At 40.5% G+C, this 15,900-nt stretch carries 10 protein-coding genes; 1 reads left to right on the top strand and 9 read right to left on the bottom strand.

Annotated features, from left to right (window positions below; genetic code table 11):
• Positions 1-6 precede the first annotated feature (6 nt).
• From proB to R2Q85_RS10565, 4 genes are all read right to left on the bottom strand, one after another.
• Positions 7-1,041, bottom strand: coding sequence for a glutamate 5-kinase (proB, locus tag R2Q85_RS10580; RefSeq protein WP_316811745.1), 1,035 nt, complete (start codon positions 1,039-1,041; stop codon positions 7-9).
• A 105-nt stretch (positions 1,042-1,146) separates the two neighbouring features.
• On the bottom strand, positions 1,147-1,557 hold the full coding sequence (locus R2Q85_RS10575; protein WP_316811744.1) for an OsmC family protein: 411 nt from the start codon (positions 1,555-1,557) through the stop codon (positions 1,147-1,149).
• A 49-nt stretch (positions 1,558-1,606) separates the two neighbouring features.
• Positions 1,607-4,045: an AsmA family protein gene (locus tag R2Q85_RS10570; RefSeq protein WP_316811743.1), complete on the bottom strand. Its 2,439-nt coding sequence runs from the start codon at positions 4,043-4,045 to the stop codon at positions 1,607-1,609.
• 184 nt (positions 4,046-4,229) lie between these two features.
• Complete coding sequence (locus tag R2Q85_RS10565) at positions 4,230-5,723, bottom strand: malate:quinone oxidoreductase (RefSeq protein WP_316811742.1); 1,494 nt, start codon at positions 5,721-5,723, stop codon at positions 4,230-4,232.
• A gap of 265 nt (positions 5,724-5,988) precedes the next feature.
• Here R2Q85_RS10565 and R2Q85_RS10560 point away from each other — a divergent pair, with 265 nt between their 5' ends.
• Entirely contained in the window at positions 5,989-6,624 is a 636-nt protein-coding gene (locus R2Q85_RS10560) for a M23 family metallopeptidase (RefSeq protein ID WP_316811741.1), read from the top strand.
• Positions 6,625-6,653: 29 nt separating this feature from the next.
• Here the strand turns inward: R2Q85_RS10560 and R2Q85_RS10555 are convergent, their stop codons facing one another.
• The 5 genes from R2Q85_RS10555 to R2Q85_RS10535 form a co-directional block, all read right to left on the bottom strand.
• On the bottom strand, positions 6,654-7,517 hold the full coding sequence (locus tag R2Q85_RS10555) for an SDR family oxidoreductase (RefSeq protein WP_316811740.1): 864 nt from the start codon (positions 7,515-7,517) through the stop codon (positions 6,654-6,656).
• A 69-nt stretch (positions 7,518-7,586) separates the two neighbouring features.
• Positions 7,587-8,405, bottom strand: a complete 819-nt coding sequence (locus R2Q85_RS10550) for a helix-turn-helix domain-containing protein (protein ID WP_316811739.1) — start codon at positions 8,403-8,405, stop codon at positions 7,587-7,589.
• Between the two features lie 123 nt (positions 8,406-8,528).
• On the bottom strand, positions 8,529-10,940 hold the full coding sequence (locus tag R2Q85_RS10545; RefSeq protein WP_316811738.1) for a serine hydrolase: 2,412 nt from the start codon (positions 10,938-10,940) through the stop codon (positions 8,529-8,531).
• 77 nt (positions 10,941-11,017) lie between these two features.
• Entirely contained in the window at positions 11,018-12,475 is a 1,458-nt protein-coding gene (locus R2Q85_RS10540; RefSeq protein WP_316811737.1) for a RagB/SusD family nutrient uptake outer membrane protein, read from the bottom strand.
• 17 nt (positions 12,476-12,492) lie between these two features.
• The gene (locus R2Q85_RS10535; RefSeq protein WP_316811736.1) at positions 12,493-15,666 is read right to left on the bottom strand and encodes a TonB-dependent receptor; all 3,174 of its coding nucleotides are present in this window, start codon (positions 15,664-15,666) and stop codon (positions 12,493-12,495) included.
• Positions 15,667-15,900: the final 234 nt, after the last annotated feature.

Below are 15,900 nucleotides of genomic sequence, written 5' to 3'. Positions count from 1 at the left end.
TTTTCTTTATAATATTACAATATCACTTGCATTCGCAATTTCCAGATTGTGTTGTTTTGAGTTTTTTATGATGGTTTCAGATGATGTTTTAGCGCGTGCAACAGCCACAATATGCTGCTCCTTATCGGTGATTTCGAAGATTTCGCCGTCGCTAAACTTTTCAATAACCGACAGCACACCAACAGCCAGCAAGCTCTTGCGCTTTCTTATTGCCTCACAGGCACCATCGTCAACCATTAACCTGCCGGTAACCAGACTGCCACTGGCCAGCCATTTATTTCGGGCAGATATGGTACCTTCTTTGGGGGTACAGACTGTACCCGTTTTTCCATCTATAGCATTAAGTATCCCATCAGGCGTACGTACGCCAAATATAACTACTTTAATGCCCATCACTGTGGCCAGATGAGCAAAGGTTAATTTGGAGATCATTCCTCCAAGGCCAAGATCTGACTTATTCTTATCGGCCAGTGAAAATATATCATTATTAATACTATCAATTTTATGAATTACACTACCTTCCCTGTCCAGTACGCCAGGAACAGAAGTTCCCAGTAAGATCACAGCAGCGCCAAATCCCACACCAAGCAAAGTAGCCAGTTCGTCATTATCTGAAAATTTCAATTCCAGGCTACTCACCACATCATTTTCATTTGCAATAGGGATCACTCCGTTTTTCCATAACTCTTCATAGGTTTCCTTTAATTGCAAAAATTGCCTGCGATTCGAGAAATGCTGGCGCTCACATAAGCTTTGGGCAATAGAAATGTGATAAGGTAAAAAATGTTTGGAATAAGTACTTAGCAATAGCGGATTGCCAATAGAAGCTGCAGCTTTACGTTCCGCAATCTTCCCTTTATAATTCTTTATGTATTTTTTACCGGCAGCTACGGCTCCCGATGAAACAAGTATGATACGGTAATCTTTTGCAATTTCTGCAACTTGTCTGGTCACATCAGCAACGACCTCTTCATCAAGCTCACCTTTTGCAGTAGTGATGGAGGCAGTCCCTAATTTCAAAACAAGGATGGGCTTGTTCATTTGTGGTTCGGATTATTAGATGTTATGAAAACCCGAAAATAGGCAAAAATCCTCCCATCAATGAAATAATAGGAGGATAATTGACAGAATCTGTAGAAAATATGACTAAACTAAGCTTGCATCTAGTGTAATGTCTACACTATAGGCTCTGCTTACCGGACAGTTCGCCTTTGCTCCCGCGGCGATTTCCTGAAACTGCTCCTCAGTGATTCCAGGGATGCTGGCTTTCAGTACCAGGTTTGAGCTCGTTATAGTTCCGTTATCCAGGGTTACCGTGCCGGTTGTTTCCAGGTTCCCCGGGGTAAAACCAGCCTCCGTTAAATCAAGACTTAATTTCATGGTAAAGCATCCGGCATGAGCTGCAGCCATCAGTTCTTCAGGATTGGTACCAATGCCATCAGCAAATCTGCTATTGAAAGAATATTGGGTTTGATCCAGAACTTTGCTCCCGGTTGTAAGGTGACCTGAGCCTTCTTTTATTGTGCCATTCCAAACGGCAGTTGCATTACGTTTCATGTTGTTCTATTGTTATAGGTTAAGGTTTTAATACACTCAAATATACCCTTTACTTTGTTTGTTCCCTATTTCTGTTCAGTTTAATTTTAATTTTCCCGTCTTCGCCATCCGTTGCAAGCAAGTGTAAAACTATACCCTTCATGCGCCTGGCTTTTTTCTCTTCCCGATCAGTAATGTCAGCATCTTTTTTAGGATTTCTCAACGGTACATCAACTGCAATATTGGTTCCTTTACCCAAAGAATAAATACCGGCAACATCCATATTTAACAAACTGGAATTGATCTGCATGGGATTGATGGTAATCTGTTGTCCGCGGATGTCAAATTTACCATTCAGATTGGTAAAGGTAATGTTATTGAGATCTCTGAAAGGAAACGCAAACTTGCCTACACTTATAATCGGGTCAAAATTAACAAGCGCACCCTTTTTCAAGTCGAAAAGAACATTTCCGTTCATGGAGTTGGCTACAAGTTTGCCCTGATCGGTAATCCCGCCCGAGAGGGTAGCTTTTGAATAGAGGTATCCCTTTAAGTTCTGAGAAGTAAGGCTCTTTAATCCAAAGTTATCAAACGAGTAGAAAAAGTTCTTGATATCTACATTGCTTAGTATGGTATTGATTGTAAACCGGTTCAGCGATCCCTTTTGGTTAATGTTTCCATTCAATTTAAGTATACCTCCTGCGTGTTTTACACTTACATTCTTAAGAACAATACCCAGTTCAGAAAGCAGCAAATTGGCATTCGCCTGGGTAGCTAAAAATTTATTATAATAGAGCTTATCCACACTCAAATGCATGTTTACGTTACTTTTTTCAAAAACTTCGTTCAGGTCTTCTGAGAAAGTACTTCTCTTAAGATTTTTCTTCTTTACTCTGGGAGCAGGCTTTCTGCTGCCCAGAAAACCAATAAACTCGCCCAAATGTACTTCAGGACTACGTACTTTCCAGTTCAATAAGATCTTTTCCGGTGCGGTATAATAAAGATTTAAAAAATTACGGATGGTACCATCCATAAAAACAACACTCTTGCCACTTTGCAGACGGATATTTTGGATAAACAAATCATTATTGGTAAAATTGAGTAAAATAGCGGTGTTGTTAAATTTCAGTTTCCTTGGTACATAATTTACATCGGCATTCTTAATGTCAATTGAACCCGAAACCAAGGGTTTAGTCAATTTAAAATCTACAATATCTGCGCAATAAGCCAGGTTAACATTTGCGGTCCCTTTGCCAAACTTTAAAGTCTCTTCTCCAACTACATTGTTTAACTTTGCAACGTCGAATTGAGACTTAAAAATTCCTTTGGCAATAGGCTTATCCAGATTGATCACAAAAGCAGTATCTATAGAAAAGGGTATCTCTTTATAATTCCCTTTAAAATTATACAATTTAATGGCCGAATTGGCATCAGAATAATCATTGCCTTTCGCATAGTTGTTTGTAAATACACCAATAAAACTACAGTCATCAACCAGCCCACCAGGTGTAGTCAGCACGTTATCTTTAATAATCGCCTCTACATAGATTAAAGGATCACCTCCGGGCCCCATATTCCCTTTAAGAGTACATTTGGCATGAATAGGTTTATTAAGGTTAAACATATTAAGTTTGGAAGTGATGTTAGGTGCCAGTAATCCGGATGCATTTTTCCATAAAATGTCAGGAGCGTCGATGTTAATGGTAAATTCAGTATTTTCCTTTGAGGTATCGAATTTTGCGGCTATAATAAAGGGATCAGTTCCGATATTCAGTTTATTGGGCGCAACAGTTACCATTCCACCATCTTCACTATAACTGATCCTAAATGGTCCTTCCAGCAATTTATCTTTGATAAAACTACCTCTACGTGTATTAAATGCTAAGCTTTTAGCCAGCGTTTTCAGTTTAATATCCGCATCCCAGCCACCTAAAAGTTTATAATCAATTTTTGCTTTAAGCTCATCAACCACAAACTGAAAAAGTTTGTGACCTTTCTTGTTGTCAACTACAAAATTTACATTGTTTAAAGTAATTTTTCTGATTTCTGCCGAGGACGATCCACTTTCTTTGGTTTTCTCCTGTTGCTTTTCCTTTTTGAATACCGCTGTATTGGTATAGCCATTACTGTCCGTATAAAGGTAAATTGTAGCATTATTAATCCCTAACTTCTCAATATCTATTGCCCCCCTTAAAAGTCCCATGATATTTACCGCAACATCAAAATCTTTAGCCTCAATCAGGTTGTGCTGGTGTTTCGCCCAAAGGCTGTCACGTAAAATCACATTGTTCAAACTCAAAGACACTCCTGGAAACCCCTTCAGAAAGGTAGGGTCCATACTTTCTATGGTCATTTTGCCATTTAGATTTTTGTTTAGCTGCTCAGTAACTGTAATCAACAGACTTTTCTTATTTGCATTTACATAGATTGCCAATCCAATATAAGCAAGCAAAACCAACCCGACAATTGCAGCAGATACGATGAGTGTTATTTTAGACCAACGGGACATTTTCTTTGAATTAAAGGTTCGTTTAAATTGATTGACCACAGATCATTCCTAGCGTTTTGTTCAATTATTATACCAAATGATCTATACAAATTTTGCGGTATCCTTAAATATACAAATAAATGCATGCTAAATGAAAAAGGCCGCTCCGGTATGGAACAGCCTTTTCACAGGTTGAAATTCATATTTATAAACCGAGGGCATGACTGGTCTGTGTTCTGATATTATCTGTTAATTGCGGATTGCCATTAAGCGCTTCGCCATAAGAAGGTACCATCTGTTTTAATTTTTGCGCCCATTCCGGTGTATTGATCTGATCGGCAAAACAACGTTCCATCAGGGTGATCATGATAGAGACCGCTGTAGATGCACCAGGTGATGCACCTAAGAGTGCTGCAATTGATCCGTCAGCAGCAGTAACTACTTCTGTACCAAATTCCAGAATTCCACCGTGCTCTTCGTCCTTTTTAATAACCTGTACACGCTGTCCGGCAGTTTCCAGTTCCCAATCTTCCATTTTCGCTGTTGGCAGGTACTCCCTGAGTGCAGCCATTCTGTCTTCCGGCGACTGGCGAACCTGGTCGATGAGGTATCTGGTCAACGGTATATTATCCAGACCGGCAGAGATCATCGGGCGGATGTTATTGATTTTAATAGACATCGGTAAATCCAGCAAAGATCCGTGTTTTAAGAACCGGGTCGAAAAACCTGCGTAGGGACCAAATAACAACGCCTTTTTACCATCAATCATTCTGGTATCTAAATGTGGAACTGACATTGGAGGTGCACCTACTGATGCCTTTCCGTAAACCTTAGCACTATGCTGTTCTATAATCTCCGGATTTACACACTTCAGCCATTGTCCGCTTACCGGGAAACCACCAAATCCTTTTCCTTCAGGAATGGCTGCTTTTTCCAGCAATGGTAAAGAACCTCCACCCGCTCCAATAAATACAAATTTAGCTTTAACAACTCTTTTTTGTCCTGTATTCTCATCTTTAACCTTTACCTCCCATAGCCCATTTTTTTGTTTAAGCTTTTTCACATCGTGATGAAAATGAAGTTTTATACCGTCCCTGGATTGTAAATTATTAAACATCATACGGGTTAATGCACCAAAATTTACATCTGTGCCCATGTCCATCCTGGTTGCTGCAACTCTATCGGCAGGATTGCGGTCTTTCATTACCAATGGCATCCAACCGGCCAGCTGCCTGGCATCTTCAGTATATACCATTTCTTTAAAGAGATCGCTTTCCTGTAATTTAGCATATCTTTTTTTCAGAAAATCTACATTTTCTGTACCCCACACAAAACTTATATGTGGAATACTTTTGATAAAGGTTTCCGGAGCGTCTACCAGTTTACTTTTTACCAGGTAAGACCAGAACTGTTTAGATACTTCAAAAGACTCTGCAATAGCGATGGCTTTTTTGGTATCGACTGATCCATCTCCCTGCTGAGGAGTGTAATTCAACTCACAAAAAGCAGAATGTCCGGTTCCGGCATTATTCCATGCGTCCGAACTTTCAGCTGCAGCCACATCAAGGCGTTCAAAAATTTCTATAGTGATATCCGGCTGGAGTTCTTTAAGCAACATACCTAAAGTAGCGCTCATAATACCTGCTCCAATTAACACAACGTCAACATTTTTGTCCGGATTACTATTTTTTTGGGTCATTTATTTGAAATTTTCCGCAAAAGTACAACACAAAATTAAATTTTACACCTAATCTTAAAATATATTACATACTTTTTTGTTAATTCTTGCTTTTTACTGTCTGATTTTAACATATCCGGCTGCCAAATCAATTTTATTACATAAATATGATTTTTACAGCGGAGTAAAAACCTGTTCTTAACCAACAACATCACCAAACAATTGTCTTTTTATATCCTTAAAAAATTGCTTAGATTGGTGAAAATTATCCATTGTACAGTATCACATGAAATGTATCCTCTTTGCTTTTCTATTTTTATGGTTAATGCCGGTTGAACCCATTACGATTGAACGGGACAGAGAAAGGTGGAAACCTTACTATACAGATGCAGCGCCGTTTTCCATTGCAGACAGCTGGATGCTGCCTTTCGACGTACTTAACCGACGGGATATCCGGCAAATAAGAATAATCAGCATTTTCGGTGACCATCGCGACAGTTACTTAAAAGGACACATACATACCGCAATTGACATCAATCCCGCAAAGCCCAAAGCTAAACTAATACCTGTCTATCCTATGGCAAATGGGATTGTATGCTCTGTACACCTGGGCGAAAATCAAAGAACTGTCGTTGTCAAACACAAATTAAAAGACGGCAATGTCATATTTACTTCCTATAAACACCTGAAAGAAGTGTATGTCAGCAATGGACAGCAGGTAGACCAGCATACCAAAATAGCCCGTTTGTTCACGCCAGCAGAATCAAAAAAATATGGTGGCGATTATCACCACCTCCATTTGGAAATCAGGAAAAGCTTCGATGATTATGGATGCGCCAGCTGGCTTACCATGAATAAACAGCAATTAAATCTTCGATTTTATAATCCGCTTCTTTTTATAAAAGAGAAATTGCGCAGCTGAAATGTCTTTCAACCTTATTTGCATAGCTCTTAAATGGCATCATTAAAGACTTTCAGATAATCTGCGACAGACACTGGTTTACGCCGGATCAGCGATTCGAGTGCAGGTTCAATATCTGCAAATTCATGGTGTCTTATACTTCGAGTCAGACTTAAAAACCATTCTGTTTCTTCATCAGGCATACCTATTTTTAAAAGTTCATCTTTTAACGCTTCATCGGGAATATCCACATACCCGATCTGCCTACCTGTTTGTTCACTTAGCAGCCTGGCCAGCTCTTCAAAATTAAAAGCCTCAGCTCCCGTAATTTCATAAATTTTGTTTCTATGCACTGTTTCAGTAAGCACAATACTCAAGGCTTCCGCAATATCCTTACGCCCCACAAAACTTACCTTTCCTTGTCCGGCAGAAAGATAAATATTTCCATCTTCCAGTGCCTTGCCAATAAACAACGGTATGGTTTCCAGGTACAAACTATTTCTTAAGATAGTATAACTGATTCCGGAACTTAAAATGGCATTTTCAGTTTTTAAACATTGTTGAACAGCAAAGAAATGTGCCTCCTCCCTGGGCTTTAGCCCGCTGGTATATATCAGGTGCCGTACACCCTGTTTTTTAGCAGCATCCACTACGTTAAGTTCCTGCTGCATTCCACGTTCTCCCATGCTTGTTGTAGAAATCTGCAGCAAGGTACCTACCCCTTTCAAAGCCTCATTTAGCGATCCCGGATCCTCGTAGTCGGCTGTCCGGATATCAATTCCATCTTTAAGAAATTCTTTTAGCTTTGATGGGTCCCTTACTATGGCAATGATGTTTTCACCATCCATCTTCTGTAGCAGGCATTGGATTGTAGCCTTGCCTAAATGTCCGCTTGCTCCTGTTATTGCAATCATAATCTTATCTTTTTATTTAAGCAAGATTACGTCAATCGTCAGGCTCAAAATAGAACAAAACCGACAAATTTATCTTTTCATCTCAGGAAAGTTCTCTACCAGTTCTTCAGACTGTTTCAGGTATTGGCTGGGTGTGAATCCTGCAAATTCTTTGAAAGCGCGTATAAAATGCGATTGATCAGCATAGGTATTTTCATAAGCGATATCAGAGAGTTTATGATAGTTGTTTTCCCTTAAGCCTTTCATTGCCGCCTGGAATTGGAAGATCCTGGACAATAATTTGGGAGAGATCCCTACATCCGATTTAAACCTGCGTTCAATACTCCGCTCTGTCAGGTGTAAATCATTCTGCAACAACTTTAAATCAAAAACTCCTTTTGCCTTTGCTATCCTGGATACAGCATAAGCACTTATCCGGTCTTCAGGGCGGTTATTTTGTTTTGCCTTTGCAAATAGAAAAGCGTTCAATATTTCCAGCTGTGCATCCAGACCAACTGCATTCAGCAACATTTCAGATAAACGAGAAAACCTCCTGGTTGATACCAGATCAATATCTACGCAAGAATCTGTCAGTTCCACTGCATTAAAACCAAATACAGACTTTAAGGCATGGGGATGAAAATAAACACCAATAGTTCTGAAACTACCGGGACCAGCAATTTGTGAGTATTTTGTCGTCTGTCCATACAAAAACACCGCAGGCAGTTCTTTTTGCTCCTGGAAGAACTTACCCTGATCTGATTGCTGGAAAATTATACCAGGACTTCCATCTGCAATTGTTCCAAAGGTTTTGGGCAACAGCGTTGTTGAAGCATTACTCTCTAATACCCAATAATACCTCACATAATTTCTGAGGTAATCAGGCGGCTGTATCATGGTATACTCCATCCCTTGTTTTCAGATTGGCATTCCCAAATTTAGAATTTTAAGCGTTAATATCGTTATTTCGAGTCAGATCAGCAGAAAATGTTACACCCGCAGACGATGAAAATAAAAACAAACTATTTAATCTTATTTACTGGTTTCATAATTATAAATGTATTCCGATATCGTAGATAAGGTCTTTTTCGCTGCTTCCTCTTCCATACCACGGGACAGTAAAACCAATACATATTTTCTTCCATCCGGGAGATATACTATGCCCGAATCATTGAGCACCTTGGTAATGGAACCCGTTTTATTGGCTACGCTTACCTCTTTCGGTAACCTGGCCGGAATGATACCCCTAAAGGTTTGCTGCATCAGTATACCCACCATAGCCTCACTGGCTTTTTTATTTACCATCTCCCCTTTAGCCATCTTTTCAAACAACAACATCAGGTCATAAGCAGTTACGGTATTGTTCATTCCCTTTTCAAATGCTTTTCCATCCTCCACACCCCTTAATACCTGTATGTCATTGGCACCAATGCTGCGCATGGTTTTATTGGTATTTTTTGCGCCTACCTTATCGATCAGGATATTAGTAGCCAGGTTACTGCTTTTGGTGATCATACGCAGCAGCATGTTTTCAATCGTGATCTTTTTTCCCACCATAGCATAAAGTTCCTGCTCACTGTCATTTTCTGGCTTTAGCTTGTATAAGCTGCCATCTGCAATGCTCTTAAACCGGTTATAAACTTTTATCGAATCACTGATGGCAAATTTGCCTTTAGCCGCCTGTTTAAATACCTCAGCCATTACCGGGGTTTTCATCGTACTTGCCGCGTGAAAGTCGGTCTTAGCATTCACCAGAAAGGTTTCTCCTGTACCCATATCCTTAAATGCAACAGCAAAATCTGCATTTTTATACTTACCTGTTTCCAATCTGATGCGTTTACCCAGCTCCGCAGTGTCCATAATTGATTTTTTGTCTGGCGTTAATATGATGTCTTCCAGCTCAGCATCTGCATTAGAAAAAGAACTGATAAACCTTCCTTCACGAATGCTAAGATCCGGGTTTAAGGAAAAAGAAAGAAAAGGACCTTCCCCCATATGGCTGTTTTTATAATTCACTTTAAACATATCTCCATGAAAATGAACCAGGTCAGCTTCGTAAAGTGGCGATTTAACAAATCGCATGCTTAAGCCTTGATCAGCTTTTGAGATTACAATATTCCCCATTAAACCATCCTTATAAACACCCGAGTATTTCTCCAGCGGCAGGCTAAGCTGCAAGCTGGCATCGGGTAGTATTTTTTTCCTGGTTTGCAATACAGAGTCCCTTCTTACCAGAGACCTGTCCCAATCCTTTTTAAAACCAGCCAGCCAGTCAAAAGGCGCAGCTTTCATGTTGTAATCCAGAATATGGTTAATAATGGCATTATAAGCACCTGTAGAAAGCTGATTGGTCAGTACCACTACGCCCAGTTTCAGGTCTGGAACCATGGCAATCTGAGATACAAATCCAGTTAACAGGCCGCCATGGCCAATCACCTGGTATTGCCGGTAATCATACGTACGAAAGCCAAGCGCATAACCAGAAAAATGTCTTTGCGCAGGTTTCAGCCATTCCGGCTCCTGTCCTACCGGCATCGGCCGGATAATTTTCCAGAGTTCCTGTGTAGCAGCAGGTTTAAAAAGACGACCCTGATCAGGCATACGACCCGAATCAAGCTGGGTGATCAGCCACTTAGACATGTCTTTTGCGGTAGATACCACCCCACCGGCAGGATTACTGGCATCGCCGATGTTCATGTCAAAAAAAGAATCCAGCATTTGCAGTTTGCCATCTCTGATGGCATGTGCATAGGCAATATTAGCTTGTCCTTTAAGGCCCGAATATTTGCTTATACTTCTGCTCATCCCAATCTTATTGAAGATCCGTGTTTTTACAAAATCCTCCCAGCTCATCCCGGTTTTAGCGGCTATCACCTCTCCGGCAGCAAGATACAAGATGTTGTCATAAGCGTATACGGTACGGAAATCATATTTAAGCTTAACATCCTTAAGCTTTTCCAGCAATTCCCTGCGGCTAAACTTAGAGGGCGGAAACAGCAAGACATCATTTGCATAAGCATTCAGGCCACTGTGGTGCACAAACAGGTCGCGTAAAGTTAAATGTGTAGTTACATAATCGTCTGCCATTCTAAACCAGGGCAAATGTTCAATCACCTTATCCTCCCATTTTAGTTTGCCTTCCTCAACCAGCATAGCGATTGCAGTTGCAGTAAATGCTTTACTATTTGAAGCGATGCTGAACAAAGTATTTTCATCAACCGGGGCCGGATCACCCAGTTTTCTGACACCATAACCTTTAGCCAGTACTATTTTTCCATCCTTTACAATACCCAATCCTATACCGGGCACCTGAAAAGCCTGGAGTACTTCGGCTACATAATCGTCAAGGTCTGGTGGTAAGGCCGGTTGCTGGGCAGAGACGTTGCTGATAAAAAAAGATAGAAAAATAGAATAGAAATAAGTGCTTAGTTTATTTGATATCATAAAAAGGTTTCTGCTATAAAATGCCCAAACGCGATATAGATAATCGCATTTGGGCATAAAAGTAATTTATTAAGAAATTAATAGCCCTGGTTTTGCTGGGCCTTCAAACCTGGGTTTGCATTTAGTTCTGTCTGGGATATTGGCAATCTGGTCCTGAAAAAAGTCCTGTCGATTGTTTTAGTTCGCAAAGGAGCGGAAATATTGCCGAGTTCATCATTAAACGTAATGGATTTGTTTAAGCGAATCATGTCAAAAAATCGATGCCCCTCACCGTACAATTCCTTGCTCCTTTCGTCCAAAATCATATCTACTGTGATATTAACCGCTGTAGCAGGAGGAAGCCCCGGAGACCGCTTGCGAATCTGTTGAAGGTAACCTGCGGCTTTAATCTTATCTGTTGGAAAAGCTGCTTCTGCTGCAATCAGGTATATTTCCGACAACCGGATCACTTTGATGTTCACGGCTGTTGCCGTTGCTTTACCATCCCCTGCTAATGCAGTACTTCCACTATATTTATACAACGCACCTAAACGGGTATTTGAAATTTCATCAAAGCTCAGTATACCAAACCTTACATCAGTCGGATCCTGGTTCATTCTGGCCAGGTAATAATCACTGGCAATAAACCATCCCAAAACTGTACTTTGCGTATGCCCTTTACGCCTGGTATAAAAGCCCAATGAAGCAGTTGTTAGGTCACCTTCACTCGGAAATACACCAAGCTCAAAGACAGATTCTGAACCGAACTGCGTTTTCCAGGAATCCACCCAGGCAGCGTTAGTGTATAATGCAGATGCGGGATAACCTATCATCACCTCTTCTGCTGCTTTCAACGCATTCGGATAATCTTTCATATACAGGTATACCCTTGCTTGTATAGCCTGGTTTGCATAATAATTGATATAGCCGGGTGCTTTAGTTTTAGACAACAATGTGGCTGCAGCTTTTAAATCGGCCAGAATCTGGATATAATTCTGTTCAACACTTGCGCGCAAAGGTTGTGCAGATGCATCAATTGGTGTTGTAATGTTTGGCACACCATAGGAACTCTTGTCGTCATCATAGCTTTTGCCATATAAACGTACCAAATCGAAATACATCAATGCCCTGGCGGTTAATGCCTGTCCTTTATAAGTATTGAAGTCTGTTGAGGGATTCGTTACCACTATTTTTTCAATACTCTCTAATAAATTGTTACTTAATAATATGCAGTAATAGATTTGGGACCAAAACCCAGAAAAACTACCCGAACTGGCCTGGTGGTCAAAAACATACAATCCATCATTACCTCTTCCCCTTGATGCGATAGTCATATCACCACCTTTTGCATCGCCATATAAAAACAAATTTCTTCCATAATAATCAGAGCTGGTCATGCTGCGCATTAATCCATTAATCATGACTTGAGCATCTGCAGGAGTTTGAATCGATGTCTTGGAATCTCCTGAATTGGTAGGTTTTACATCCAGAAAATCTTTACAGGAAGACAAACCTGCCAAGATCAGTACTGTTAATAATATATTTACTTTTTTCATCTTATCAATCTTTAAAATTAGAAACTAAATTCAATACCAAAAGTATAGGTTTTACCAAATGGGGTTTCCCATCCCCTGGTACCATACTGATTCACTTCCGGGTCTGCAATTTTATATTTAGAGAAGGTCAGTAAATTGCTGCCATTAAAGTACACCCTGGTATTGCTCACACCAATTTTACTGAGCAGCGGCTTAGGCAGGTTATAACCCAAAGTCACATTTTTTAACCTCAGAAAACTGGCATCGTGCATTTGACGGCTACTGTATTGCATCGGGTCTGTAAGGTCATTACCATCCAGTTTTGGCAAGTTCCCCTCTTTATTGTCTGGTGTCCACATATTCTCATAATATTCCTGTGCTCTGATCCGTTCCCAATAATAACCATCATCGGCCACATCCTTAAAAGCACCATCGTATAATTTACCACCTATTTTATAGTTGAAGTTCAAAGCCAGGGTAATGCCTTTATACTCCAGGTCAGTATTGATACCTCCATATACATCAGGATTGGCATCGCCCAGGATAACCTGACCTGCCTTGCTGTAGCTGTAAGTTGCTTTTCTCCCGTTATAATCAAAATCCAAGGCATCCACAACAGCACCGTTCTTATACCATACATTCTTACCGTTTTTCGGGTCAACTCCTCCCCATTCATATCCATAGAAACTTAAAGTAGACTCTCCTTCCCTGTATATGAATTGCGATCTGGTATCACCACCCGTCGGGTCGAACCATATCCTATCCTGGGCCTTACCATCAATTTTATACAATTTTGTAACTTTCGATTTGACAAACGAAGCATTTACGCTGGCACTCCACCTGAATCCATCTTTACTGATGATGTCTCCACCTAACTCCAGCTCCAAACCCCGGTTATTAAATTCACCAATGTTTTTAAGGGTGCTAAAAAAACCTGTGGTCATAGAAATGTTTACATCCTGTAAAAGATCTTTGGAATCCCGGTTAAAATACTCCACAGTACCAGTAATTCTATTGTTAAACAATCCAAATTCTAAAGCAATATTTGAAGTATAACTTGTTTCCCAAGTTAACGCTGGGTCTACAATGGTGCTGATGCCACCACCTGCCTGTGTCATATATTTTAAAGTATAGCCAGTAAGTGCCCTCCAGCCAAAGTTAGCATTAGGCAGCGTACCATTTGTACCATAAGATGCTCTCAAACGCAGATTACTGATATAATCCGCATCCTTCATAAATTCCTCCTCACTAACCCTCCAGGCTCCGGCAACTGACCAGAAATTTCCCCAACGGGTATCAGGTCCAAGCCTGGAAGACCCGTCACGACGATAGGATGCTGATGCATAATACTTTTGATTGTAATTGTACTCAGCACGTGATAAAACTGACATCAGATTATTTCCAAAAGTATATGCATTTGAACTCAGCACCCCAGCTGTAGAAACAGTATGCAATGCACTTGATGGTAAATCTGTTCCGGTCGCGCGCTCAAAATCAGTTTCGTTTTTTTCCACCTCGAAACCAGCAAGCAAACCTATATTGTGTAAACCAAACTGTTTAGCATAGTTGAGCGTAGTAGAGGAGACTAATTTGTTAGTATTGGTTGTCATGTCATTTACAGCGCCTTTTGTAGCCGAACCGTTAAAATGTAAGGCACTATAGTAAATATGGTCTTTTACCTGGGCATTGTCGTAAGAGAATATCGATTTTAAGTTCAATTCCGGCAAAAACTTAATATTTAAAGTCTCATTGGCAATAATCCGTCGGGTTATAGAACTATTTTCCCACTCATTATCATAGTAAATGGCATTCTGTGCTAAACTACCGAACCTTGCAGTAAAAGGTTGACCGGTTTTGTAATCCGTTGGCCAGTAAAAAGGCCACAGTAGGTTGCGGGTTTGAAAATAATAGTTTGATCCGGTATTTCTGGTATCATTAAAACCAACTTGGCCCGTTCTTGCTATATTTACATTGGAAATAAACTCTACGTATTTACCTACTTTCTGGCTCAGGTTAACCCGACCGGCAATACGATCAAACTCATTAATTTTAACCCTGCTCTGGTCTTTCGTATAAGAAAGTGAAGAATAATAAGTTGAATTGTCGTTCCCCCCGCTTACAGAAAGATCATTGGTCTGAAAAACAGCTGTTCTGAACAAGGCATCTTCCCAGTCAAAATATTTACCTTCCCTGTTTACATTACCGTCGGTCATGCCTTTAATGATTACATTTTCATTAAGTCCTGTTCCAACAGTAGAAAAGTCGTAACCGTGCCGGTTAAACCTCGACTTTAACTTCGCGAGGGCATCTGCATTAGCCACCGCATCAGTTTTAAGCGCCGAAGTATTCAGATCATGAAAAATGCGGTATAACATGTTGGTTTGTTCCTGAATGCCTGCCGGTTCGTAGTTATCTGTTGCCCAACTCGGAGTTAATCCAATAGAAGACTTCAAATTTACAACCGGCTTACCAAGTTTTCCTTTTTTAGTAGTCACCAGAATCACTCCATTTGCCGCCCTGGAACCATATAAAGAAGAGGCTGCAGCATCCTTCAATATCGTTATAGATTCAATATCAGCAGGGTTAAGTGAACTCATCACATTATTGGAGGTATAAGTATAATCACCAAGCTGACCGCTTGTTCCCGATATTGCCGGTACTCCATCAATAACATATAATGGCTCATTACTGGCATTCATTGAGCCGATACCACGGATCCTGATATTCGTGACAGCACCAGCCTGCCCAGATGAAGCCGTAACCTGCACACCTGCAACCCGGCCATTTAAAGCACCTTCAAAAGAAGTAACCGGCGTATTTTTAATCTTCTCACCCCCAACTACCGAAGCTGCACCAGTATAGGTTCCTTTTGTAGAAGTTCCATAAGCCACGACCATTACCTCATCCAGCGATTCATCTGTCGATTGAAGCGCGATGTTAATCACCGAACGCCCATTGACAGGAATCTCGGTTTTCTGGAAACCAATAGAAGAAAAAATAAGAGTGGCTCCTGTCGGTACATCGTCCAGCGCATAAGCTCCTGTAGCTGTCGTAGATGCGCCCCTGGCTGTTCCCTTAATGAGCACATTAATACCGGGAAGAGGCATCCCGTCCTTGGCAGCGGTAACCACACCGGTTACCCTGGTTTGTGCCTGTGCATACATTGATAAGCTGATCAAAACACTGCACAGCATTAGTAAAGATTTTCTCATAATGACATAGAATACGTTTGTAATGATTAAAGAATTATTTTATTGCAATCTGCAACGTACCTGCAAAGCAGGCATAATTGGGTATACCCTTTAGATTAGTGTATACACGGTTTCCAATCTGTTCTTCGTAATCATTTTTTGTTTGGTTAAGTTGATTAGTTTAGTTAGTTGGTTTGCCGGTTAGGCCGGACTTCTTTTTGGGGTAGGCTGGTTTTGATTTCTGTTTCTTAACTA

This window comes from Pedobacter heparinus (assembly GCF_032678725.1).
GTDB lineage: Bacteria > Bacteroidota > Bacteroidia > Sphingobacteriales > Sphingobacteriaceae > Pedobacter > Pedobacter heparinus_A.
Note: the sequence above shows the minus strand (reverse complement) of the source record. Positions and strands in the feature narration are given on the sequence as shown.